Annotated in this window: 26 protein-coding genes; 20 read left to right on the forward strand and 6 right to left on the reverse strand. The window is 34.1% G+C overall.

Translation table 11 applies throughout. The features are described 5' to 3' along the window. Window positions 1-71: 71 nt before the first annotated feature. From AC1RO3_RS00585 to AC1RO3_RS00605, 5 genes are all read left to right on the forward strand, one after another. A complete protein-coding gene (locus tag AC1RO3_RS00585) occupies window positions 72-758 on the forward strand; it encodes a 2,3-diphosphoglycerate-dependent phosphoglycerate mutase (RefSeq protein ID WP_409021802.1) in 687 nt (228 codons plus the stop codon). A 194-nt stretch (window positions 759-952) separates the two neighbouring features. Then, window positions 953-1,888, forward strand: a complete 936-nt coding sequence (rbsK, locus tag AC1RO3_RS00590) for a ribokinase (protein WP_481761050.1) — start codon at window positions 953-955, stop codon at window positions 1,886-1,888. Between the two features lie 28 nt (window positions 1,889-1,916). Next, window positions 1,917-2,339 (forward strand): D-ribose pyranase, encoded by a 423-nt coding sequence (gene rbsD / locus AC1RO3_RS00595; protein WP_409021800.1) that lies wholly within the window; start codon window positions 1,917-1,919, stop codon window positions 2,337-2,339. A gap of 30 nt (window positions 2,340-2,369) precedes the next feature. Continuing rightward, entirely contained in the window at window positions 2,370-3,284 is a 915-nt protein-coding gene (locus tag AC1RO3_RS00600) for a GRP family sugar transporter (RefSeq protein WP_481761049.1), read from the forward strand. 222 nt (window positions 3,285-3,506) lie between these two features. Continuing rightward, window positions 3,507-4,946 (forward strand): catalase, encoded by a 1,440-nt coding sequence (locus AC1RO3_RS00605; RefSeq protein ID WP_481761145.1) that lies wholly within the window; start codon window positions 3,507-3,509, stop codon window positions 4,944-4,946. Between the two features lie 86 nt (window positions 4,947-5,032). On the opposite strand, the gene AC1RO3_RS00610 is transcribed toward AC1RO3_RS00605, so the two are convergent. Then, window positions 5,033-5,920: a polysaccharide deacetylase family protein gene (locus AC1RO3_RS00610; protein ID WP_481761048.1), complete on the reverse strand. Its 888-nt coding sequence runs from the start codon at window positions 5,918-5,920 to the stop codon at window positions 5,033-5,035. Window positions 5,921-6,071: 151 nt separating this feature from the next. Here AC1RO3_RS00610 and AC1RO3_RS00615 point away from each other — a divergent pair, with 151 nt between their 5' ends. Both AC1RO3_RS00615 and AC1RO3_RS00620 read left to right on the forward strand, forming a co-directional pair. Further along, window positions 6,072-7,886 carry a glycerophosphoryl diester phosphodiesterase membrane domain-containing protein gene (locus AC1RO3_RS00615; RefSeq protein WP_481761047.1) on the forward strand — a complete coding sequence of 605 codons (1,815 nt, stop codon included), beginning with the start codon at window positions 6,072-6,074 and terminating at the stop codon, window positions 7,884-7,886. Window positions 7,887-8,037: 151 nt separating this feature from the next. Next, window positions 8,038-8,841: a Cof-type HAD-IIB family hydrolase gene (locus AC1RO3_RS00620; RefSeq protein ID WP_481761046.1), complete on the forward strand. Its 804-nt coding sequence runs from the start codon at window positions 8,038-8,040 to the stop codon at window positions 8,839-8,841. Between the two features lie 51 nt (window positions 8,842-8,892). Here AC1RO3_RS00620 and AC1RO3_RS00625 read toward each other — a convergent pair whose 3' ends face one another. After that, complete coding sequence (locus AC1RO3_RS00625; RefSeq protein WP_481761045.1) at window positions 8,893-9,294, reverse strand: pyridoxamine 5'-phosphate oxidase family protein; 402 nt, start codon at window positions 9,292-9,294, stop codon at window positions 8,893-8,895. Between the two features lie 170 nt (window positions 9,295-9,464). Here AC1RO3_RS00625 and AC1RO3_RS00630 point away from each other — a divergent pair, with 170 nt between their 5' ends. The 4 genes from AC1RO3_RS00630 to AC1RO3_RS00645 all read left to right on the forward strand — a co-directional run bounded on the left by AC1RO3_RS00630 (window position 9,465) and on the right by AC1RO3_RS00645 (window position 13,069). Beyond that, window positions 9,465-9,599, forward strand: coding sequence for a hypothetical protein (locus AC1RO3_RS00630; protein ID WP_481762167.1), 135 nt, complete (start codon window positions 9,465-9,467; stop codon window positions 9,597-9,599). 52 nt (window positions 9,600-9,651) lie between these two features. After that, window positions 9,652-11,211 (forward strand): MFS transporter, encoded by a 1,560-nt coding sequence (locus tag AC1RO3_RS00635; protein ID WP_481761044.1) that lies wholly within the window; start codon window positions 9,652-9,654, stop codon window positions 11,209-11,211. A gap of 189 nt (window positions 11,212-11,400) precedes the next feature. Then, window positions 11,401-12,216, forward strand: coding sequence for a bifunctional hydroxymethylpyrimidine kinase/phosphomethylpyrimidine kinase (thiD, locus tag AC1RO3_RS00640; protein ID WP_481761043.1), 816 nt, complete (start codon window positions 11,401-11,403; stop codon window positions 12,214-12,216). Window positions 12,217-12,325: 109 nt separating this feature from the next. Continuing rightward, window positions 12,326-13,069, forward strand: a complete 744-nt coding sequence (locus AC1RO3_RS00645) for an SDR family oxidoreductase (RefSeq protein WP_481761042.1) — start codon at window positions 12,326-12,328, stop codon at window positions 13,067-13,069. A gap of 51 nt (window positions 13,070-13,120) precedes the next feature. On the opposite strand, the gene AC1RO3_RS00650 is transcribed toward AC1RO3_RS00645, so the two are convergent. Both AC1RO3_RS00650 and AC1RO3_RS00655 read right to left on the reverse strand, forming a co-directional pair. Continuing rightward, complete coding sequence (locus AC1RO3_RS00650; RefSeq protein ID WP_481761041.1) at window positions 13,121-13,531, reverse strand: peptide deformylase; 411 nt, start codon at window positions 13,529-13,531, stop codon at window positions 13,121-13,123. 210 nt (window positions 13,532-13,741) lie between these two features. Next, window positions 13,742-15,589 carry an FAD/NAD(P)-binding protein gene (locus AC1RO3_RS00655; protein WP_481761040.1) on the reverse strand — a complete coding sequence of 616 codons (1,848 nt, stop codon included), beginning with the start codon at window positions 15,587-15,589 and terminating at the stop codon, window positions 13,742-13,744. Window positions 15,590-15,765: 176 nt separating this feature from the next. Here AC1RO3_RS00655 and AC1RO3_RS00660 point away from each other — a divergent pair, with 176 nt between their 5' ends. Beyond that, entirely contained in the window at window positions 15,766-16,437 is a 672-nt protein-coding gene (locus AC1RO3_RS00660; protein WP_481761039.1) for a YoaK family protein, read from the forward strand. A gap of 18 nt (window positions 16,438-16,455) precedes the next feature. After that, entirely contained in the window at window positions 16,456-17,049 is a 594-nt protein-coding gene (locus AC1RO3_RS00665) for a YdeI/OmpD-associated family protein (RefSeq protein ID WP_481761038.1), read from the forward strand. Window positions 17,050-17,099: 50 nt separating this feature from the next. Here the strand turns inward: AC1RO3_RS00665 and AC1RO3_RS00670 are convergent, their stop codons facing one another. Continuing rightward, entirely contained in the window at window positions 17,100-18,515 is a 1,416-nt protein-coding gene (locus tag AC1RO3_RS00670; RefSeq protein WP_481761037.1) for a glycoside-pentoside-hexuronide (GPH):cation symporter, read from the reverse strand. A 30-nt stretch (window positions 18,516-18,545) separates the two neighbouring features. Then, window positions 18,546-18,785 (reverse strand): hypothetical protein, encoded by a 240-nt coding sequence (locus AC1RO3_RS00675; protein ID WP_409021786.1) that lies wholly within the window; start codon window positions 18,783-18,785, stop codon window positions 18,546-18,548. Window positions 18,786-19,296: 511 nt separating this feature from the next. Here AC1RO3_RS00675 and AC1RO3_RS00680 point away from each other — a divergent pair. The 7 genes from AC1RO3_RS00680 (at window position 19,297) to nagA (ending at window position 25,043) form a co-directional block, all read left to right on the forward strand. Beyond that, a complete protein-coding gene (locus AC1RO3_RS00680) occupies window positions 19,297-20,022 on the forward strand; it encodes a GntR family transcriptional regulator (RefSeq protein WP_481761036.1) in 726 nt (241 codons plus the stop codon). Between the two features lie 14 nt (window positions 20,023-20,036). Continuing rightward, window positions 20,037-20,456, forward strand: coding sequence for a PTS galactosamine/N-acetylgalactosamine transporter subunit IIA (gene agaF, locus AC1RO3_RS00685; protein WP_481761035.1), 420 nt, complete (start codon window positions 20,037-20,039; stop codon window positions 20,454-20,456). 13 nt (window positions 20,457-20,469) lie between these two features. Then, window positions 20,470-21,639: an AgaS family sugar isomerase gene (locus AC1RO3_RS00690; protein ID WP_481761034.1), complete on the forward strand. Its 1,170-nt coding sequence runs from the start codon at window positions 20,470-20,472 to the stop codon at window positions 21,637-21,639. Between the two features lie 22 nt (window positions 21,640-21,661). After that, complete coding sequence (gene agaV, locus AC1RO3_RS00695) at window positions 21,662-22,150, forward strand: PTS N-acetylgalactosamine transporter subunit IIB (protein ID WP_481761033.1); 489 nt, start codon at window positions 21,662-21,664, stop codon at window positions 22,148-22,150. A 36-nt stretch (window positions 22,151-22,186) separates the two neighbouring features. Continuing rightward, window positions 22,187-22,981 (forward strand): PTS N-acetylgalactosamine transporter subunit IIC, encoded by a 795-nt coding sequence (gene agaW, locus AC1RO3_RS00700; protein ID WP_481761032.1) that lies wholly within the window; start codon window positions 22,187-22,189, stop codon window positions 22,979-22,981. Further along, on the forward strand, window positions 22,971-23,822 hold the full coding sequence (locus AC1RO3_RS00705; protein WP_481761031.1) for a PTS system mannose/fructose/sorbose family transporter subunit IID: 852 nt from the start codon (window positions 22,971-22,973) through the stop codon (window positions 23,820-23,822). Before agaW ends, AC1RO3_RS00705 begins: the two co-directional genes overlap by 11 nt. A gap of 75 nt (window positions 23,823-23,897) precedes the next feature. Continuing rightward, complete coding sequence (gene nagA / locus AC1RO3_RS00710) at window positions 23,898-25,043, forward strand: N-acetylglucosamine-6-phosphate deacetylase (RefSeq protein ID WP_481761030.1); 1,146 nt, start codon at window positions 23,898-23,900, stop codon at window positions 25,041-25,043. The last annotated feature ends 132 nt before the right edge of the window (window positions 25,044-25,175 follow it).

Genomic DNA, 25,175 nt, shown 5'->3' on the forward strand with positions numbered 1-25,175 from the left:
ACTATTAATTTATTTCATTTCAGTGTAAAATAAACCAGTAAACTAAAAATAGAAAAAGAGGATTTTATCTTATGGCAAAATTAGTATTTATTCGTCACGGACAAAGTGAATGGAACTTATCTAACCTTTTCACAGGTTGGGTAGATGTTAACTTGAGCGAACAAGGCGTTGCTGAAGCACAAGCAGCTGGTAAAAAGATTAAAGAAGCTGGAATCGAATTTGATCAAGCTTATACATCTGTTTTAACACGTGCTATTAAAACATTACATTACGCACTTGAAGGTTCAGACCAATTATGGGTTCCTGAAATCAAATCATGGCGCTTAAATGAACGTCATTATGGTGCATTACAAGGCCAAAACAAAGCCGAAGCAGCAGAACAATTCGGTGAAGATCAAGTTCTTGTATGGCGTCGTTCATACGATACATTACCTCCACTTTTAAGCGCAACTGATGAAGGTTCAGCAGCTAACGATCGTCGTTATGCTGATTTAGATCCTAAAGCTATCCCAGGTGGCGAAAACTTAAAAGTTACTTTGGAACGTGTTATTCCTTTCTGGGAAGACGAAATCGCTCCTAAATTACTTGAAGGCAAAAATGTAATCGTTGCTGCACATGGTAACTCATTACGTGCCCTTACAAAATACATTGAAAACATCTCTGATGCAGACATCATGGGCGTTGAAATGGCAACTGGCGAACCAGTTGTTTACGATCTTGATGACAAATTAAACATCGTAAGCAAAATTAAACTTTAATATTAATAAAAAACCTGATGACAATTTTATGTCATCAGGTTTTTTTGTATTAGTCAATAATTGGCGAAAAAGTCGGTAGTTTTAGCAGTTAAAACCAGAAAGCGCTTGCCAAAGCAAATAATATGTATTATATTGATGTAATCGAATACACATTCTATTTGATAAATATATCAAAGAAATGAAGGAGAAACGTTATGGCAAAAGTTATTACTGTTTTGGGCTCAACTAATATTGATAAGGTTGTTTCTGTACCCCGTTTCGCAACTAGCGGCGAAACTTTACACACACCAAATCATCAAGTTGAAGCAATGGGTGGAAAAGGATTGAACCAAGGTGTTGCCGCTGCACGTTCTGGTGCAAAGACTAACATGATTACAAAAGTTGGTAAAGAATTTGATACCTCAAAGAATATGAATGTTGAAAACTTAAGCACTGAACATGTGATTGTTTCAGATACTGAAGAAACTGGACAAGCTTATATTACTGTTTCAGCCGAAACAGGCGATAATATTATCCATATTTATGGTGGCGCTAATGCTGATATGACACCAGCTGATGTACGCGCACATGAAGCTGCCATTGCTGAATCAGATTTTTTGATTGCGCAATTAGAAATTCCAACAGAATCAGTTATTGAAGGTTTCAAGATTGCACGCGAACATGGTGTTAAAACAATTTTGAACCCAGCTCCAATGCCTGAAAATGGTGGACTACCAGCTGAATTATTAGAATTAACTGATATTATTACACCAAATGAACATGAAACATTCTTATTGACTGGGATAGAAGTGACTGATGAACATTCAATGATACACAATGCTGCGTACTATTTTGAACGTGGAATTAATACCGTAATCATTACAATTGGCTCAGAAGGTTCTTTCTACATGCGTGATAATGGTGAAGAAGGAGTCGTTCCAGCATTTAAGGTTAAGGCTGTTGATACAACTGCTGCCGGCGATACTTTTATTGGTGCTACAGCAACACGTTTACATGCTAATTTAGATAATTTAGCTGAAGCTATGCGTTATGGATCAGCTGCTTCATCTGTAACGGTGTCACATGCTGGTGCACAACCAAGTATTCCAACTGAATCTGCTGTATTAGCTGTTTTGGATGCTAATAAATAAATTTAAATTGTTGAATGGGAGATAAATTATGCGTAAAACTAATCTTTTGAATACAAAATTATCAAATGCTATTTCTGAAATTGGACATACACAATGGTTAACAATTGGTGACTCAGGCCTACCAATTAAGGATGATGGACGTAAAATTGATCTTTCAATCGTACGTGGATTACCATTATTTATTGATGTTTTAGCTGCAACACTTTCTGAAATGAAAATTCAAAAAGCTTTTTTAGCTGAAGAAATTAAAACGGTTAATCCTGAACAATATGCTGCTATCAAGGCTTTATTAGATGATGATGTTGAAGTTGTTTTCATTTCACATGATGAATTGAAATCGATGAGTCGTGATGATAATAATATTGCTACAGTACGAACAGGTGAAATCACACCATTTTCAAATATCGTTTTGGAATCAAATGTTGATTTTGAAGGCGAAGCAATTAAATAGTTATTAATATAAGGATAGGATGATATAAAAATGAATATGTTAGGATTATTTTTCTCACTTTTAGCAATTATTGGTTGGAGTGCATATCCAACTTTAGTATCATATTTTGGCGGTAAACCAGTTCAAGGTATTTTTGGAGCAACATGGGGAACTTTGATTGTTGCAATCGTCCTTTCATTAGTCATGGGAATGCCCATGTTACAAGGTTCTAATTTTTGGTTAGCATTTTTCTCAGGGGCAGCTTGGGCCTTTGGAAATGTTTTAACTATTATGGCTTTTGGGATGAAAGATCAGGATGGAAATGCTTTAGGTTCTGCTAAAGCAATGCCAATCTCAACAGCTTTCCAAATTACAGCAAATGTAGTTTGGGGTGTTGTAATGCTTGGTAACTGGGGTCCAGTTTCATCAAAATTATATGGATTCATCGCTGTATTTGTTATCTTGGTTGGAGCTTATATGACAACTTATCAAGAAAAGAAATCAGCTGGAAATAAAGAACTACTTACAAAGGCAGTTGGTGTCTTATTGATTGCCCAAGTTGGTTATTCATTATATGGTATCCTTCCACAATATACTAAAAATACTGATGGTATGCATATGTTTTTAGCACAAGCTATCGGGATGGCAGCATTTGGATTAATTCTTGGAATTTATGAATTAACGAAAAATAAAAATAACATTTTTACACAAAGTGTTACGTACAAACAAATTTTTTCTGGTTTCTTCTTTGCAATGGCAGCATTGGGTTATTTAGTTTCAGCTCAACCTGCAATGCTTGGATTGGCAACTGGATTCGTCCTTTCACAAGTTTCAATTGTTGGAGCAACGATTTCAGGAATTGTCGTTATGCGCACTAAAAAAACGGGTAAAGAATGGTTAGTTATTATTATTGGTCTTATACTAATTGTAATTGCGGCTTCTGTAACAGTTTTCTTAAAAAACTAGATAAAATTAATTTTAAAACCTTGATAACAATACTATGTTATCAAGGCTTTTTGTTATTATTTGATTTAAAATGTCATAAAATGATAAAAAAATAAACATTAACTAGAACTCACTATGATATTTAAAACCTACTTTCCGATTCAAGTTATAAAAGTCAAAATAATTGTAATTATCAGTTTAGGTGCTAGGATTGGACTTATAAATAAGATAATAGGAGGAATCATCATGGGGGATTTAACAACAAATGAAGGTCAAACATGGGCGAATAATCAAAATTCACAAACAGCTGGGGCTCGTGGACCGGTTTTAGTTCAAGATTACCAATTACTAGAAAAATTGGCACATTTTAATCGAGAACGTATTCCAGAAAGAGTGGTCCATGCAAAAGGGGCAGGGGCTAAAGGCTATTTTGAATTAACTAGAGATATGAGTGATTATACTATGGCAGGTCTTTTCAATGGTTTGGGCAAGAAAACGCCAGTCATAACCCGTTTTTCACAAGTAGCTGGTGAGGCAGGTTATCCGGATACTTATCGAGATGTACGAGGATTTGCAGTAAGATTTTATACAGATGAAGGTAACTACGATATTGTGGGTAATAATACGCCCGTTTTCTTTATTAATGATGCTTTGAAATTCCCAGATTTTATACATTCCCAAAAGCGTGACCCAAAAACGCATGCTAGAAGTCAGGATATGCAGTGGGATTTCTGGTCGTTATCACCTGAAACAGTTCACCAAGTAACAATGCTTATGAGTGATCGTGGGATCCCTGCTAGTTACCGAATGATGCACGGTTATGGAAGTCATACTTTTAAATGGGTAAACAAGCAAGGTGAACAATTTTGGGTTAAATATCATTTCAAAACAAACCAAGGTGTTCATAATTTAAGTAATGAGGTTGCTGAAGAATTAAGAGGAAAAGATTCTGATTACTTACAAAATGATTTGTATAATGCGATTGAGGATCAAGATTACCCCAGTTGGACAGTAGCCGTACAAATTGTGCCTTACAAAGCAGGATTAGCCTATCCGCAAGATATCTTTGATGTTACGAAAGTTATTTCGCAAAAGGACTATCCATTAATTGAAATTGGCCAAATGGTTTTAGATGAAAATCCAAAAAATAATTTTGAAGATATTGAAGAATTAGCATTTTCACCAGCTAACTTCGTTCCAGGAATTGAAGCCTCACCAGATAAATTACTCCAAGGACGCTTATTTGGTTATAAAGATGCTGCAAGATATAGATTAGGTGCTAACTATGAACAATTGGCAACTAACCGTCCTAAAAATGAGGTTCATAATTATGAACGAGATGGTTTAATGGCGCAAAATCAGAACGGTGATGTTAACTATGAGCCCAACAGTTTAGGTGGACCTGAAGAAAATCGCCATGCAGAAGTTCATGGTGATACATTGGATGGAAAAGTAGGCAACTATTCAGTAAATGAGGATTATTATACTGCTGCCGGTAAATTATATCGATTGTTACCTACTGATGAAAAAGCACGTTTAATTGAAAATATTAAATTAAATCTGGGACAAGTTAAAGATATTGAGATAAAGATTCGTGAAACTAAACAGTTTTATCAAGCTGATAAGGAATACGGAACACGTGTCGCAGAAGCATTAGGGTTAGAACTAAGCTTAATTAAATAATTCTTTCGGTGTATTAAAATGTTTAACAAAAAAAAGGAATAAATCACTGTAATCAAACAGCGATTTATTCCTTTTTTTTGTGTTGTTTACATGCCGTGTTCTAAAAGATACTTGTAAGAAATATCTGATAAATCGGGTGAGATACGGACACGATGCAAGGTGAATAGTCCTTGGCTTTCATTAGCGAGTCCTGGTAATGTCGTTAGACCAAGTTTGTAGCCTGCATCTTTAGCAAGTTTAGCGGTCTGGTTATTGAAGCGACCAACTGGATAACAAATAATTGATGTCTCTTGATGAAATTTATTGTTTAGCCATTTTTTCGAATTCTTAAATTCAAAAGTTTGTTGTGCATCGGTCATCTGATTAAGTTCCTCATGATGGACAGTATGACTTTGAATACTTACTAAACCTGATTTTCGCATCTCGTTCATTTGTGGCATAGTTAGTTTGTTTATGTGGCCAAAGTGGCTTGTAATATAGTTGATGGTTGCTTTTTGATGATATTTTTTGAGAGCAGGATAAGCTTTTTCATAGTTATCCTTGTAACCATCATCAAAAGTAATCCAAACAATTTTATTAGCAGGTTTTTTATGTGTTTTAAAAACTTCGATAGCTTCAGCAGGTGATAACGTGTAGTAACCATTTTTTTTAAGCCACTGCATTTGATGGGCAAATTGTGCTTCAGGAATACGAAGTGAATTTCCAACAGAAATACTATGATACATTAAAATTGGAAATTCGGTCTGGCCCTTAAATGATTTCCAATGCGAACTGTCTATTTTAGTATTTGAAATGAGCTTATTTTTCTTAATAGTTTTCTTGGGTAAAGATGAACTTACCTTTTTAGAGCTATTTTTTTGGTGATTAGTATTGGAAACGGAGTGAGAATTTTGAATGAAAAAGAATAATGAACCAATAGAGACGATTAGGACTAAGAATAATAAGATAAACCAACCTTTTTTATGTTTTAACATGATGAACTCCTTTTATGAGAAACGATACTATCTAATTTACCACGCTAAGGTAGTAAGATTCAATTTTTACGCGGATAAAGTCAATAAATGTAAAAAAAGGTAAGGCTATGATAGTATAAAGTACATATTAAATATTTAATTGGGGGAAAATATGCGTAGAACATTTCATTTTTTAAATCAAAGTTATAAGGAATTTTTTCAACACTGGAAATTGTATTTTATTTTAGTAGTTGTTACTAATTATATTTTATCTGCAGTGGTACAACCAATCTTAACTTGGGTGGTAAGCCAGATACTTAGTAGTAACCAAGTCGAATATTTAACCTATACTAACATTATTTCGGTTATTGAGGATAAACCTATATTATTAATTGAGTTTATCCTTGTTATATTAGTTATATTAAGTATTGTTTATATTCAAATGTCTTTCATGATCAGGGGTATTCAAGCTATTCGTTATGATTTAAAAATTGAATTTAAGTCATTATTAAAACAATCAATTCATGACGTTTTAGAGTTACGTCCTTTAACAGCGTTGCTCGTTATTTTTTACTTCGTTTTAATTTTACCATTTGGACAAGTCTTATTTACATCTACTTTATTAAATAAGGTGACTATTCCAGATTTTATTCTTCAAGATATGTGGACAAGTCCAGCTATCTGGGGCCCAATACTTTTAGTCTATGGTGTAGCATTTTTCTTCTCTATCCGATTAATTAGTTTTATTCCAACTATGTTGTTTAGTTCAGAAAAAAGAATCGGTCATTTAATTAAACAAAGTTGGGAAGCTGGACGTGGCAAATTTTGGATAACCGTCACAAAAGGATTAGTAATTACGGCTTCTATAGCTTTTATATCAGGAATTGTTCAAATTAGTTTGTTCCTAATTCAGAACTATGTAGATAATCATTTTCAAAATCAAGCATTTATGATTGTGATGTTTAATCTGTTTATTTTGGAAATTTTAGGACAAATCGTATTAGCTTTAAGTGTGACTATGTTGTTAGGTATTGCGCTAGATGTTTTTGAAGAACAACAACCGCATTTGAAACCCGTTCAAGAAACATTCTATAAAGAGAAACGCTTTATTAAATTACAGAAAGTTAGTGTCGTTGTTCTCCTGATACTAGTTGCAGGGACAGCTTCTATTTATAATTATGTTTACTTAAAGGGGATGCTAAATGACTATCCAGTTCTTATTTCTCACCGTGGAGTTGATGATGGAAATGGTGTACAAAATACCATTCCTGCCTTAGAAAAAACAGCTAAAGAGAAACCTGATTACATCGAAATGGATATTCAAGAAACAAAAGACCATAAATTTGTTGTTATGCATGATCCAAATTTGGAAAATTTAGCGAATGTTAATCGGACAGTACATGATTTAACATTATCCGAGTTAACAGCATTAACTGTTCGTGAAAATGGTTATTCAGCTAAAATTCCAAGTTTCGATGAATATTTAAAGGCAGCAGAGAAGAATCATCAAAAATTATTAGTTGAAATCAAAGTATCTCCGCAAGATAGTCCCAATATGACTAAAAACTTTGTTAAAAAATATCAAAAAAGACTATTAGCTGATAAGGATCGAATTCATTCTTTAAGTTATGATGTTGTTTCACAAGTAAAAAAACAAGCACCAAAGCTTTATATCAGTTTTATTATTCCATATAATATATCATTTCCAGAAACACCAGCAAATGCGTACACTATGGAAGCTACAACTCTAGATGACTCATTTGTGAGCAAGGCACATGATAAGAACCAGGATGTCTATGCTTGGACTGTAAATGATGAAACGATTATGCAAAAGATGTTATTTATGAACGTTGATGGTATTATTACGGATGACTTTGGTACACTTAAACAAGTTGTTCAAGCTAATAATGATCATCCAAGTTATGCAAGTAAATTATCAATATTCTCAAATAGATTAACGGGAATTAGCATAACAATCGATAATTAAATTAGTTAGGTTAGGAAACATAAATTAGAAAAGATTACTATAGATTAGTAGTCTTTTTTAATTTTGTCTAGATGTTAACGTTTACACTATTTAGGTGGCATGCTATGCTTAAGTTGCTACTAAACTGAAATCAGAGGAGTGTCTAGTAAGTATGATTAAAATTATCGCATCAGATATGGACGGCACGTTATTAAATAATGAAAATAGTATTTCGAAGGGTAACGCAGCGGCTATTAAGAAGGCTCAAGAAATGGGAGTGACTTTTGTTGTTGCCACTGGACGAAGTTATGATGAGGTAAAACCCTTAATTGACGCAGCAGGTATTAGTGCACCGATGATTAATTATAATGGGGGCGCTACGGTAACTGAGGAAGGCAAACAAATTAATAGTTTTCCAATATCAAAAAAAGAGGCACAAAAACTCATTAAATTTTTGAAGAATGAACATGCCTTTTTCAAAGTTATGACGTCAAAAGGTGTTTATTCAGATGATCCTCTTAAATATGATGAAGCGGTTATCAAATTAAACTTAAATCCTATTCATTATATAGACGATTACAGTGAAATTATTGATGATTCTGAAATAGATTTGTTTAAATTTCTTATTCGAAAAACGGATGAATCAGATGACTTATCTGTTTTAAAAAATAAAATTGAAGAAAATGAAACACTCATTGTGACTTCTTCAGGGGATAATAATCTTGAAGTTAATCATGTTAATGCACAAAAAGGGATTGCGTTGAAAAAATTTGCTGATAGTATGGGTATTCCTATGTCAGAAGTGATGGCAATTGGCGATAATTTGAATGATATATCGATGTTAAAAGCTGCAGGTATCAGTTATGCAATGGAGAATGGTCATCAAATTAATAAAGATATTTCTAATCATCATGCAAAAAAGAATGATGAAGATGGTGTTGGATTAGCTATTTTAGAACAATTAGCTCAAAAATAAGACAAAAGGACTAAATCCCATTTACGGGATTTAGTCCTTTTGTCTTAATATTTAATCAGCAATTAAATCACCAGCAGTTGGGCCAGCATCTAATTTGTAAATACGTTCAACATCAATGATGACAGCATAGTACATTTTTGGTAAATGGCGTTCTTCACCAAATTTAACAGCATCGTCAAAAATTTTACCGGAATCAATTAAATGTGCTGTGCCTTCAAACCGGAAGCCTTTTAGATTAGGACGATCTATAACAGCAACAGCTGCACGGCCATTATTTTGAAGATTGTGTAATGCATGTTTAGCTGTTTCTTCATTATAAATCAAATGCGTATCATCAAAAACACGCATTGATCCTTTAGGACCAACTTGTGGGAACCCATTTTCATCTACGGTTGAAAGAAAATTAAGTTGTTCAGGAATCATTTTTTTCATATCTTCTGTTAATTTTGCCATTATAAAATCTCCTTTTTATTTACTTATTATAAGTAAAACTTATCATGATTAAGGTATATTGGCAAAATATTAGCTTTACAAAAAACTTGCAAATAGGGCTAAAAAAACTATACTTATATGAGTCTAATAGTGATTTCTAAAAGGACTTCGAAGAAAGACGCTAAAGTGATATGTATAGATTATTAATTTTAACAGTACTAATGAGTCGTAATATGTCAGGATATAAGTTACGATTGGTATTGGAAAAATGGTCGTCCATGATTCTAAATGGAATGAAACTTATTGCTTTAAAATATGTGGTATGAATTATATTGGTGTAGTGGAGCAAATTAAAGATATACAAAAGGAGAATAAAAAATGAAAAAAGCAACAAATCGTTGGGTAGCATTGTTCGCTATGAGTTTAGGTGTTTTTATGGGCCTTTTAGATGTTACTGTTGTAAATGTTGCTTTACCAAGTATGGCAGTTGATTTTAAAACAACATTTAGTGATTTACAATGGATATTAAATGCATATACGTTAATGTATGCAGTCAGTTTATTAATTGTTTCAAAATTAGGTGATATGTTTGGACGAAAAAAAGTCTTCATCGCTAGTACAATTTTGTTTACGATTGCATCTGTTGTAAATGGGCTTGCACCAAACTTATTAGTTCTTGATTTTGGTCGAGCAGTTCAAGCAATTGGTGGTTCAGGAATGATGAGTTTATCAATGGCGTTAGTTGCGTCTAACTTTGAAGGCCGAGAACGTGGGACAGCACTTGGTATTTTAGGATCAGTTATTGGATTCTCAACAGCAATCGGACCTTTAGTTGGTGGATTTTTAGTTGAGAACTTTGGTTGGCCTTCAATTTTCTTTGTTAATCTACCGGTCGGTATCATTGCGATTTATTTGGTTATTAGAAATGTTAAAGAAACACCTGCATATGGCGCTGGGGAATCGATTGATTTTATAGGAATGATTCTTTCAGCAGTTGGATTATTTGCTGGTATTTATGGCTTAATTCAAAAAGAACAACATATGCATTGGGCTTGGACTGATATGCATGTTATGGGATGGTTAATTGCATCAATTTTAATCTTAACTGCCTTTGTTTTTGTAGAGTTAAAAGTTAAATCGCCAATGATGAATTTAACATTATTAACAAATCGTCATTTTGTTGGTGTTGTAATTCTTGCATTTGCACTTGGTGCTGGTATCTTTGCGTTAGCCGCTTATCAAACAAGTTTAATGCAAAATTATATGGGATATTCAGCCTTTTCCACGGGATTACATCAACTACCTATGAGTTTATGGTCGCTTGTCTTAGGTCCTTTTACAGGAGTTCTAGGATACAAGTTTGGTAAAAAGTGGATGATTTCACTTGGATTTATCGTTGCCTCACTTGGTTTATTTACGTTTAGCCAGGTAACAACAACGGACTTTACCTACATGCAATTACTTCCGCTTCTTGTATTAACTGGATTGGGTAACGCTATTATTAATCCGATGATTAATACTGCTGCTATGGATAATATTAATCCAAAAGAAATTGGCATGGCATCTGGTTTATTGAATGTTTTTCGTCAAATTGGAATAACAGTAGGCGTTGTAATTCTTGGTTTAGCACAAACTAAAGCATATGAATCAAGTTTGAGCACTGGTTTTAGTGATAGTCATATTCCTAGTGTAGCTGCAACGGGTATTCAGCAAGCCTTAGTAAATGCAGGAGCATTTTCTGGACATATGGTTGCGTGGAGTCAAAAAATAATAGCGACTCCTTATGCTGATAAAGTTCAAAAGATTGTTTTAACAGCTTTTGATAAAGGCATGATTCAAGTTGTTTTAACATCATTGGTCATTATGATTATTGGAATTCTAGCAGCAGTCTTTTTATTAAGAGAAACAAAAAGTGTCGATCAAAAATTAGATAAATAAAAAAACTTTTTTTATGTCATTAGGTTTATAAGAAGTGAAAGCTGTCATTTAAAATTTTGAGTGGCTCTTTAATGATACCGATATATTTCTGAAGCGTAAGACTCCTAATAGTATCGCTGTTTATAACAAGGCGTATGATAAAATAATATTAATTTAAAAATAAATCATCCAATAAAAGGGAGATTAGTAATGACGAAAATAATTCCTAAGGTTTTAACAATTGCTGGTAGCGACGCAAGTGGTGGCGCTGGTATGGAAGCAGATTTGAAAACATTTGAAGAGTTTGGAACTTATGGTATGGTTGCGCTAACTTCAATTGTTACCATGAATCCAGATGCTGGATGGGCACATAACGTAACTGTTATGGATGCTGAATTAGTAAAAGCACAGTTGAAAACGACAGGTGCCGGCGGAGATATTGCTGCAATGAAAACAGGGATGCTTGGTAGTGTTGCAATTACAGAAGTAGCTCGTGAAAGCATTTTAGAAAAAGAGATTAAGAATGTTGTGATTGATCCTGTTATGGTTTGTAAAGGTGAAGATGAAGTATTAAATCCAGAAGCAGCTGATGCTATCCGTGATTTATTGATCCCAATTGCGACAGTCACAACGCCTAATTTGTTTGAAGCTGGTGTTTTATCTGGAATGGGAACTTTGAAATCACTTGACGACATGAAACAAGCAGCTATTAAGATTCATGAGTTAGGTGCAAAAAATGTCGTTGTTAAAGGCGGTAAAGCTCTTAAGGGTGAAAAGGCGCTTGATTTATTTTATGATGGAACTCAATTTGAGGTTTTAGAAACTGAAAAGATAACGCCTGCTTATAATCATGGAGCAGGATGTACATTTGCAGCGGCCATAACTGCGGGCCTTGCAAACGGATTGTCAGTTAAAGAAGCTGTCTATAAAGCAAAAGATTTTGTAACTGCTGGAATTAAATCAGGTTTTGCATTTAATGAATACGTAGGCCCTTTATATCACGCTGCTTACCGTTTAAATAAATAGGTACTAGAGACTCACTTTTATTTTGTATAAAAATGAGTCTTTTTTTGTTGACTTAGAGTGCACTTTAAAGAGTAATGTAAACATACTAATTAAATTGGAGGATAATGATATGTCAGTAGAAAATAAAGTTGTTGTTATTACAGGAGCATCAAGTGGTATTGGTGAAGCAACGGCCAGAATGTTAGCTGAAGGTGGGGCTAAAGTCGTTTTAGGTGCTCGTCGTGAAGCTAAGTTAGCAAAGATTGTTGAAGAAATTAAAAAGAATGGTGGTCAGGCAACATATGCCGTTACTGATGTCACTAAGGCAAGTGACGTTAAGAATTTAGTTACTTTAGCACAAGAAACTTTTGGTGGGATAGATGTTATATTCAATAATGCTGGAATCATGCCTAACTCGCCCTTATCGGCTTTAAAAACGGATGAATGGGATGATATGATTGATATCAATATCAAAGGTGTATTGAACGGAATTGCTGCAGTGTTGCCTATATTTATTGAACAAAAACATGGACATGTTATTACAACATCATCTGTTGCAGGCATTAAATCATTCCCAGATGCAGGTGTTTATGGCGCAACAAAATTTGCTGTCCGTAATTTAATGGAAGTTCTAAGGACAGAAAGTGCTATGGAAAAAACAAATATAAGAACATCAACCTTATATCCAGCAGCAATTAACACAGAATTATTAAATACTATTACGGATGAACAAACCCTTTCAGGGATGTCGTCATTTTATGAACAAGTTGGAATTGATCCGGTCGCAATTGCACGCGTGGTTAAGTTTGCCATTGATCAACCAGAAGAAGTTAATGTTAATGAATTTACGATTTATCCAACTGCTCAAGCTTAAATTTAAATAATAAAAAAATCTCGAGAATTTATTTTCTCGAGATTTTTTCATTTAGATGATAATACCTTCACAATGATCGACTTCGTGTTGAATGATTTGTGCCATCCAACCTGAAAACTTTTGGGTTTGTGGTTGAAATGATTTGTCTAAATAATCAACTGTAATGGAATCATATCGTTGTGCTGGACGTTCGCCAGTCAACGAAAGGCAACCTTCATTGACGTTGTAACGTCCAGATTTTTTTGTAATCTTAGGATTAATAAAGGGAACATTTAGATTACCAAATTGGCAAACGATAATTCGTTTATTCACACCAATCATATTGGCAGCCATTCCAACACAAACCTCTTTATTTGCTTCTAATGTATCTAATAAATCGGTTACGATTGAGCCATCATTTTTAGTTGCAATCTCAGCTTTTTGTGCGAGAAATATTTCATCGTGCATAATTGATTTTATCATTTTTCTCCTTTGATTTAAGTAGCATAATTAATAAAGAAATGTTGATGGATATCTAGTTAATGATTTTATCATGATTTAGAATATAATGTTATCCTCAAGTAGAAAATTATTATTTTAGGATTAATTAACGTCAATTTAATAGGTAAAAGATATTAAAAAAGTGAGTCATACTCTATTCTCAATATAGGGTATGATTCACTTTTTTAATTATTATTTATGTGACTCTTCTGTAAAAATAGCTTTAACAATATCATTAGCTGTGCGTAAACTAACATCATTTACAAAAGGTCTTGGACTTGCAGCTGTTAGCCAATGAACACCATCAGTCGGAACACCCCAGAAGTATAAACCAGGTTGCGGTGTCTTATGCTCATCTAGTAATAAATTGCTGACAGGGTCAACGTTGACTGCGCCATCTATAACAGAATCACCTTTAGTTGGATTTAAAATTAAAGGATTGGCGATTTTTGTATCGAGTAACTGTTTTATTAAAGGACTTGTTGCTGTTGTCGCATGAACAGCAGGAACGCGTGCTTCAATTAGAGTTGTTGCTAAGTAGCGTTGATCTGGTTGGTTTGCACTATATGTTTCAAATTGATGATCTTTAGTATCGACGACCATTCCAGGTTCTAATAGTGTAACAACATCAGCTTCAACGAGTGCCCGTAATTGTTCAACTCTAATGGTAGGAGGCCCGATTGTTAAAAAGTTATTTAATGAATTAAACCAGCCTAAGAAGTTAGTTAAATAGTCATCATCTGTTAAGAGACGGTTATCAATTAATTGTCTAACCGGAAGACGTAAGTCACGTAAAACCTCAAGAGCACTGGTCAATGGTCCGGTCTTAGTACCTAATTTTGCATCTACTGCATCTTTTTGTAAATGGTCTAACATAACGGCTTTGAAATCTTCATTAGGTTTTTTAGTCATTGGATTTCCTAGATGATCCCAATTAAAGCGATCTTCTTCAAGAATAATTGATCGCTCAACGGTTACTTTAGGATCTTTTAAGAAAGCTAATTGGAATTTTGTTAAATCGATTTTTGGATAATTCTGTGCGACAAGTAATGAATAATATTGATATTCAACGTCATGACTTAATAAGGTCCAAAATTCATTGAAAGAAACGGTACCATTTTCCATGAAAACTGCCATTTTAGCCGCCGTTAAAAAATGAGCTTGAGTTTCTTCGCCGGGTGATTTTTGATTATCCCCTTTGGCATGATAAGGCCATCCACGACGCGAACCTGCCACAATGTGAGGTTCGTTACCGTTTGCTTGATATTGTAGTTGCCCGTTCTCTAATCGCTTAAATAGACCACCACGGCCTACAGTCAAACGGGTCACTAAATCAAAGAAGCTAAGACCTAAGCCACGTAAAATAACAGTATCTTCGTGCGTGATATGATCTAGTTTTGTTTCATTTGGAAAGCCTGGTAAAACATAAGTTAACTTGTTTTCTGTAGCGAATGTATCAAATCTTTTTTGTCCGACAGATAATTCATTTTCAAGATTACCTAAAGACATTACGACATAGTCAACGATGCTAACTGAAGGTAAGGCGGTTGTGATTTCAAATTGATCAGCTTTTTTTGAAATTTGTGTAACCGTACTTTTATTCAAATTAATTGTGATATTGTTAGAGGCACGTTTAAGTAATTCAGCGTAGTACCATTGGATATAAACACCAAAAAGTGCTCTTGTTGCATAATCGTTTGGATGTAAATCTTTAATTTCAGTTAAAAAATCCGCTGAATAATTATTTATTTCGATAAAATCATGAGCATCAGATTGAGCCCATTCGAAAATGTTTGGTCCTGGGATAACTGGACCAATAGATTGGACGCTTGTTCCATAGAATAAACTAATTTGTTGAGCTGCGGTATTCATGATTAATTCGTGTGGTTGAGTTGGTGACCATACGCGCCCACCAACACCATATGGATCATATAAATCAATAGTAAGTGGTGAATTTGAAGGATCTGCTTGTTGCCAAGCAATGAGTCGTTCAAGTGTAATCAGACCTCGTGGTCCGGCACCAATAATGGCTAAATGCATAAAAGTAATCTCCCTTGTCTTATAAAAACTAATTTCATTATAAACTTTAAAACAGAAAAAATCGCTTGATAACGTCTTTAATAGTAAAAATTAATCGTATATTCTTGTTAACTTCTGATAATTTAGTATACTTAATTTGAAAGAATATTTTAAGTACAATCTGAAAGAAGGATTTGATGAAAAAACCAATGTCACTATTGGATAGGGTACTGTTCGCTGGATTAATATTTGCCGGCGGGGGATTTGATGCGTATACCTATATCGTACATGATGGTGTTTTCGCTGGTATGCAAACCGGAAATTTAATTATATTAGGTATTGATATGGGCCAAATGAAATGGGGGGCCATATTCGATCATCTGATTCCAATTTTTGCTTTTATGATTGGTATTATTATAACTAGAAATCTGCAACATCGATTTAAAGAAGAAGATTCAATTAATAAACGACAACGATTTGTTATCGGTATTGAGACGATCCTTTTAATTATTGTTGCATTTATTCCAAGAAATTGGCCAGCACAGTTATCTACAGGAATCATTTCAATGGTTGCAGCAGCTCAACTTCAAGAATTTAGACAAATCAACGGAGGACCTTTTACGTCATTTATGATGACGGGTAATTTGAGGACAATGGCTGAAAGTTTTTATGACGGAATTGTTAAAGGTAATATAATCGCAATGGCTAAAGGTTGGCGGATGTTGGGTGTCGTCTTAGCATTTCTTTTTGGCGCAATTTCTATGGGTGCTATGGTACCGATAATGGGAACTAAAACGATATTATTAGCTGCATTTTTCTTGTTATGTTCATTGATTGGGCTACAATTAAATCCAGAAAAAAGATTATAAAATAAAGGGGTTAAGACAATGACAGAAATTAAAAAGAATCCAAAAGTTGATTTACACTTAGAAAAAGCAACACAATGGAAAGAAGAAATGACACAGTTAAGAGAACTTGCACTCGAAACGGGACTGACTGAAGAATTTAAATGGGGCAAACCTTGTTATACACTAAATGGTAAAAATATTGTCTTAATTCAAGGATTTAAAGAGTATATGGCATTACTTTTCTTAAAAGGAACTCTGATTGATGATGGTAAGGGTATTTTAGTTCCAACGGGCGAACATACTGAGGTTGGTCGCCAAATTAGATTTCATAGCTTAAAAGATGTTACTGATTTAAAAGTAGAGATAAGTGATTACATTCAACAAGCAATTAATGCAGAAAAGGCTGGGTTAAAGGTTCCTAAGGGTAAACCAACTGAATTAGTGTTGCCAGTGGAATTCCAGAAAAAAATGAATGAAATGCCAGAATTGGAAGAATTTTTTGAAACGTTAACGCTTGGACGTCAAAAAACGTATGCACGTTATTTTGCAGATGCTAAAAAAACAGAAACGCGTGAGGCTAGAATTATTAAATATATTCCGAAAATTCTTGATGGTAAAGGACTTAACGATTAGACAGCAAAACAGCGACCAGATTTTATCTGATCGCTGTTTTTTTAATTATATTAATCTAATTTCTTTTTTAATTCTGTAACGATTTCAGCATGTTTAGCTTCAGTCAATTTAATTTTTGACATAAAGATAAGAGCAGCAACAATTATTAAGGCCATTGGAACGAAGAACATGTACATTCTGAATTGTAGTAAACCACTGTTTGTAATATCGCTTGGTTTAGCACTACCTGTCATACCAGCTTGGATTGCGGCAAAACCAACAACACCATTAGCGAAGGCACCAGCTAATTTATCCAACAAAGGACGAACTGCTAAAGTAACAGATTCATTACGTGTTCCACTCTTTAATTGACCGTATTCAACACTATCCGTAATTGTCATCAATGCTGCTAAGAAAACAAGTGGATATGGGAAGAAGAATAAGCCAACAGCAATTAAGACAACAACAAGGTTAGTACCAGCAAATAGGAAGAGAATGTAACCCAATAGCATGACAGCGATTCCGCCAAGGTAGATAGCACGACGATGAACCAATGCAACTAAAGTTGGGAACAATGAAACTGAAATAATTCCTAAGACTGCTGTTAGAACACCAACAGTAGTAAATGCAGCTGCACTACCTAAAACATAATTGAAGTAGTAAATCAAAAGTGAATTTGTAATAACATAACTAAAAGCGAAAAGGAAATATGATAATGATAACCACATTAACTGATCATTTTTACCGATAACTTTGAAAACATCACGGAAACGAACTTTTTCAGTATTTTCACGAATTGCATTTTTTTCAATCTTAGTTCCTAAAATAGTTGCTAAAGCACCTAAGAATGAAACCAAACCGATAACAATAGCAAAACCTAACCAACCTGCTTTTGTTTGTGTATTACCAGTTGTACCTGAGAACATTTTTGAAAAGAAGACAACGATTGGGACGATAACGATAATAACACCTTGAGCACCTAATGTTGAACCAAAACGAGCAATTGTTCCAAATTTAGTCCGTTTTTCTGATTCGACACTTAGAGCTGGTAACATTGACCAGAATGAAATATCTTTAAATGAATAGAAACTATCTAGAATGATATAAACAATGGCAAAAAGAATTAAGTAAAGATAAGGATTGCTTGTAGCTAAACCACCAAAATCAGTGAAAATAAGGATTAATCCAATTGAACTGACAATTGAACCGATTAGTAACCATGGTTTAAAGTTCCCCCAACGAGTACGAGTATTATCAATAACGCCACCAATTAAAGGATCAAAAAAGATCTCAACAATTCGAATAACAACCATCATAGTTGTGACGTAACCAATCATTTTAGCGTTGAAACCAGCATCCTTTGTAACGAATAATTGACTTGTAATAAAAATCATAAAATAAGTGCTAAGTGTTGCATAAAAGGCATCATGTCCAAATGCACCAAAGGCATATGAAGCATATTGTTTAAAATCTTTAGAATTTTTCATTAGTTTAATTCCTTTCGAGTGTAGTTAAAATTAGTTATATCTGTGTTCGATAATCTTATCTAAAATTGCTTGACGTTGTTTTTCTTTAGCAGAACCTAATTGGTTTTCTTCTAAAGAATTAAAATCATTAACTAACAAAACTGATTCAAGGTATAACGTCAATTGACGTTTAATATATATCTTGTTATCTTCATTTGTTTGCTTAGGATTTCCGGCAATAATTGCAGCTGCAAATCGTTCGGCATCAATCGTTAATTTATTTGTATCCATTCTAATGACCTCTTCCTATATAATAGATTTTTGGTAAAAGAAATTGTTATTCATAATAGCAAAACATAAAAATAATAAACGTGAAAACGCATTCTTTTAGTTAACAACTACATTTTACTAAACTTTTACTAAAATGTAAACGTTTTATTTTAGATGTATATTATTTAGACTAAAGTAACTTTTTAGTACCCTTACGTATTTATTGTAGAAAGAATTTATATGAGTTTAGAATCTAATAAATAAAAGTTATGCTTAATTGATATAATTAGAAAGCAAGTCATATCGGTCACGATAATTTTATACAGCGAAGTAGTGTGTCGCTAATAATCTATAACTTTAAAGTGAAATATGATTACTTTAGAAGGGGGGAATTAAAAAACATGATTAATGGTAGGTACCAATGTTGAAAATACAAATGATTTAATAATAGTTAATATAAAAATAACTATTGACAAAGAGTTTTAAAAATAATATATTATGTATGTGGTAGTAACCACTTGGGGGAAAAGTAATGTTAAACGGTAATTATGAGCGTCCACTCTATGATCAATTAGTAGATACGCTAAAAGAAGAAATTGAAAAGAATCTAAAGGTGAATGATAAATTACCGTCTGAACGTGATTTATCTATTGCTTACGATATGAGTCGTACGACTGTCCGAACAGCACTAAATGAGTTAGAACTAATGGGTTATGTATATCGCCAACATGGTAAAGGAACATTTGTGTCGAATATCGCTAAAATTAAGACTGATTTAGGGGGAACGTTTAGTTTTACAGAACAAATGGTTTCCCTTGATAAAGAACCGAGTAGTAAAATAATTAGCTTTGATGTTATTAGTGCTAATGAGTTTATTGCTCAAGGTTTAAAAGTTGAAGTTGGTACCAAGGTAATTAAATTAAAACGATTAAGACTTGCATCAGATGAACCAATGATGTTAGAGAGAACTTACTTACCGTATGCTAAATTTCCCTCTTTAACTGTGGAGACATTAAATAAGCAAGCGATGTATGTCATTTTTTTAGATGATTATAACCAGATTGTAAAAACGGCTGATGAATCTTTAACAGCAGGTGTTATGGCAGGCAATGATGCAACTTTATTAAATTTTTATGAAGGTGCACCTGTTCTTAAATTAGAGCGAACGACGTATAACACAAAAAATGAAGTAATTGAATTTACGTTGAGTATTGCGAGGGGTGATAAATTTACTTATCATATTCGACACAATAAATAAGGGAGGATAATTATATGATTGGTATGGTAGTAGCTGGACATGGGAACTTTGCAACTGGAATGGGATCAAATATTGAACTTATTGCCGGACAACAAGAAAATTTTATTCTTTGTGATTTTATACAAGGAATGACCGCGGAAGATTTAAGCGGCGACTATATGAAAGCGCTTAACAAATTAAACGGCTTAGATGGAATAGTTTTCTTTACTGATATTCCTGGAGGAACACCATTTAATGAAGCAGTTAAAATAAAATTACTGCATAATAATGTAAGCGTTTTAACAGGATCGAATATACCGATGTTATTAGATATGTTATTTAACCGGGATTTGAACATGAGCGCGTTTATGGAGAAAGCACTGGATGCTGGTAAAAAAGGTATTATGCAATTTGAAACAAAAAAAAGAGTAGAAATAGATGATAATGGCATCTAAAGGAGAGCTTAATATGTTTGAGAAGAATGAAAAAGAGTTGGAAATAATGGGCGCAAATATTACAACAGGTGAAATTAAACAACAACCTGAACTTTGGACTGAGGCATTTAATAATTTTAGTGAAAAGTCAGACGAAATAAAGACATTTTTAAAATCAGTTAAATCTACCTCGAACGGGTTGATTCGGGTCATTTTTACAGGAGCAGGAACATCCGCTTATGTTGGTGATACTGTAACACCATACTTAAGTAACCACGGGGATCGTGCAAATTATCAGTTTGAAAGTATTCCAACAACCGATATCGTATCTGCACCATATGATTATTTAGTACCAGATGCTACGACTATTTTAGTTTCGTTTGCTAGGAGTGGTAATAGTCCTGAAAGTGTTGCCGCTGTTGAAATTTCAAGAAAAATAATTAAAAATTTATATCAAATTACAATTACTTGTGCTCCGGAAGGGAAACTTGCTGTTGGTACAAAAGATGACGAACGTAATTTGTTATTGATGATGCCTGCGCTGTCTAATGATAAGGGATTTGCAATGACTGGATCATACAGTTGTATGTCACTCTCAGCGTTATTAATTTTTGATACAACACGTAAGGATATTAAAGAAAAATATGTTGAGACTATTATTGCAATGGGTCATGAAGTGATTAAACGTGAAGCTGAAATAAAAGCTGTTATTGATATGGAATTTGATCGGGTTGTCTATCTTGGGTCCGGAAGTTTATCGGGATTAACAAGAGAGGCACAGTTGAAAATTCTTGAACTAACGGCAGGTAAGCTAACAACAATGTTTGATTCTTCAATGGGGTTCCGACATGGACCTAAATCGTTCGTCAACGAGAAAACATTAGTTTTTGTATTTGTTAACAATCAAGAATATACACGTCAATACGATATTGATATTTTAGAAGAAGTGAGTGGAGATAAAATTGCCGCTAAAGTAATTGGGATTGATATTGAGGGACAGAATAACTTTAGTGGTGATCGTTTCACATTTGAATCAGGAGATGCCCTTTTACCAGAAGGATATCTGGCTCTTGCTGATGTTATGTATGCGCAAACTATTTCATTATTAAGTTCAGTAAAAGTGGGAAACACACCAGATACACCTTCACCAAGCGGTACCGTAAATCGTGTAGTTAAAGGTGTAACTTTACATGCCTATAAATAAAAATTTCAAGGAGGAATTTATTATGACAACACCAAACATTTTACTTGCAAGAATTGATAACAGACTTGTTCATGGACAGGTTGGTATGACATGGGTTAATACGATTGACGCTAATCTAGTTGTAGTTGCGAATGATGAGGTTTCTAAAGATGATGTACAGCAAAGTTTAATGGAGATGGTTATTCCTGAAACTGTTGGAATCCGCTTTTTCGATATTAAAAAAACGATTCGTATTATTGGTAAAGCCTCGGATAAACAAAAAATATTATTAGTTGTTCGTACGCCAGAAGACATGGCTAAAATTATTGAAGGAGGTGTCCCAATTAAGAAAGTAAATATTGGTAATTTACATTTTTCAGAAGGGAAGAAACAATTATCGGCAACTATCTCAGTCGATGATACCGATGTTCAAGCATTCAATAAAATGCATGATTTGGGTGTTGAACTAGAGGTTCAAGGTATTCCGAATGAAAAGGCATCAGATATGATGCGCTTACTGAAAGAATATTAAAAACGTAAATATAATAATAAAAAGGAGGAAATTTATATGTTAGTACAAGCGTTATTAATTGGACTATGGGCTGGTATTGCCGGTATCGATATGTATAGTGGTTTAACACATATTCATAGACCAATCGTTACTGGTGCAGTAGTTGGTCTAATATTAGGAGATTTTCAAACCGGCTTAATTGTTGGTGGTACATTAGAATTAGTTTGGGCTGGAATGGTTCCACTTGCTGGAGCACAGCCACCTAATGTTGTTATTGGTGGAATTATGGGAACCGCATTTGCAATTATTGCTCATCAAACACCAACATTAGCAGTTGGTATTGCCGTACCATTTGCAGTTGCCGTACAAGGTTTAGTTACATTACTATTTACAGCTTACTCACCAGTTATGCATAAAATGGATGAATACGCGATGGAAGGTAATGATAAGAAAATTGATCGATTGAACTACATGGGTCCGCTAATCTTGTTTGTTTTCTACTTCATTATGGCGTTCTTACCAATCTTCCTCGGTGCAAGTAAAGCGCAAGGAATGGTTGAAGCCGTTCCTGCATGGATCTTAACAGGATTAAGTACGGCCGGTGGTATTATGCCAGCTGTTGGATTTGCCATGTTGTTAAAAATTATGTGGAAGACAGCGTACGCACCATTCTTCGCAATTGGATTTGTTGTTGCAGCATATGGTAACTTACCAATCTTAGGAGTCGCAATCATTGGTATTTCAATCGCTGCTTATGATTTCTTTATTGGTGGAGCAAAATCTGATAATGGTGGAAAAAAAGTAGCAACCGTAACAGTTAATGAAGAGGAGGACTATAGTGATGGCATCTAAAAAGAAATTTGATCGCAATGATGTTGTGATCCCAGATACTTATAACGATCCTACTGTTGAAAAGGTAATTACAAAAAAAGATTTAAACAAAATGGTTTGGCGTTCACTACTTTTACAGGCTTCATTTAATTATGAACGTATGCAAGGTGGTGGGTGGACTTATAGTTTAATTCCTGGATTGAAAAAAATTCATAAAGATAAAGAAGATTTCTCATATGCAATGCTTGATCATTTACAATTTTTTAATACACATCCATTTTTAGTAACATTTGTTCAAGGTGTTATTTTAGCAATGGAAGAAAATAAAGAAAATAGATCAACTATTCGTGGTATCAAAGTAGCAATGATGGGACCTTTAGGTGGTATTGGGGATGCGATGTTCTGGTTAACGTTGCTACCTATTACAGCCGGAGTTGGGGTTTCATTATCAATGAATGGAAATCCACTTGGACCGATCTTATTCCTTGTTGTCTTTAATGCAGTGCATTTTGGGTTACTATTCTGGTTAATGAATTATGGGTATAGAACTGGTACTCGTGCTATTTCGAGTATGAAGGAAAATACAAAAAAAATATCACGTGCTGCGTCGATAGTTGGATTAACTGTTGTTGGAGCCTTGGTTGCAACATACGTTAACTTTAAATTTGGTGTTGTGATTCATGCTGGGAAAATTGATATTGATTTACAAAAAGGTGTTATTGATAAAGTGATGCCGGCATTATTACCGCTTCTTTATACATTCTTCTGTTACTGGATGTTGAAAAAAGGTAAATCTCCATTGATGTTGATTGGGCTCACAGTAGTTGTTGGCTTAGTAGGTGCATTCTTCAAGTTATTCTAGAAGAGGCCTGCGGAACTAGACTATGGATAATGGGCTAGTTTCTTTTTAACAAAAATAATATAGGAGGCATTACTGGTGGAAATATATTATATTCATGCAGATAAGTTTTTCTTGAAAAACACGGTTGAAAATGAAGGGTACTTGGCAATTATTGATGGTAAATTTGGTGATTATCAACAAGAAAAACCTGATGGTGATATCAAAGAATATACGGGTAAATGGATTGCACCAGGGCTTGTAGATACACATGTCCATGGTTTAAAGGGATATGATGTGATGGATAACGATTTTGAGGGCGCAAAAATGATGTCTGAAGGTTTATTAGAATGTGGCGTTACTTCATTTCTGCCGACAACATTGACGGCAGCTCCAGAAACGTTGAACGAAGTTATTTCTGACTTTGGTAAGCGTCATGGTGAAGTACGTGGTGCAAAAATACAGGGTATCTTTTTTGAGGGTCCATTTTTTACTGAAAAACACAAAGGTGCGCAAAATCCTAAATACTTTTTAGATCCAAGTATAGATATTTTTGAGCATTGGCAAAAATTAGCGCATGGACTTATTCGAAAAATTGCGATTGCACCTGAGCGAAAGGGTGTTAAAGAATTTACTGAGGCCTTAACTAAACAAGGGGTCAAAGTAGCATTGGGGCATAGTGATGCTACGTTTGATCAAGCTAAATCTGCAGTAGAATCTGGTGCATCTATTTTCGTTCATACGTATAACGGAATGAGCCCACTTAATCATAGAGAGCCAGGGATGGTTGGCGCAGCAATGTCATTAAGTAGTGTCTATGATGAACTAATTTGTGATGGTCAACATGTTAATCCGGCATCTGCTAAAATTTTAATTAACGTTAAAGGAGCAGACCACATTGTATTAGTAACTGATTGTATGCGTGCTGGTGCAATGCCTGATGGAAATTATACATTAGGTGAGTTCCCAGTTGTTGTTAAAGATGGCGCCGCAAGGTTAGAGTCAGGAAGTTTAGCTGGTAGTGTCTTAAAATTAATGGAAGCAGTTAAAAATGTTGTTGATTGGAATATTTCTACTCCTGAAGAAGCAATCCAAATGGCTAGTTATGTGCCCGCTAGAAGCGTTGGAATTGATGATAAGTGCGGAAGTATTGCGGCAGGTAGAGATGCTGACTTCATTGTTTTAGATCATGATTTAAATTTTGAGGAAACATATTTAAATGGTACTTTAAAATATAAAAAATGATATTAACTGATTCTTTATTAAGAGCTAGTCGGAGTAAACGGTATTTATGATTGTTAAGTTATTTTTAATTGGTATGTAAAAAATGAAATTTTAAAAACCTTTTCATATTCTTCAAAGATAGAATTATAAGTG

The sequence above is a fragment of the Dellaglioa sp. CoH-57-MRSF-19 genome (genome assembly GCF_056781975.1).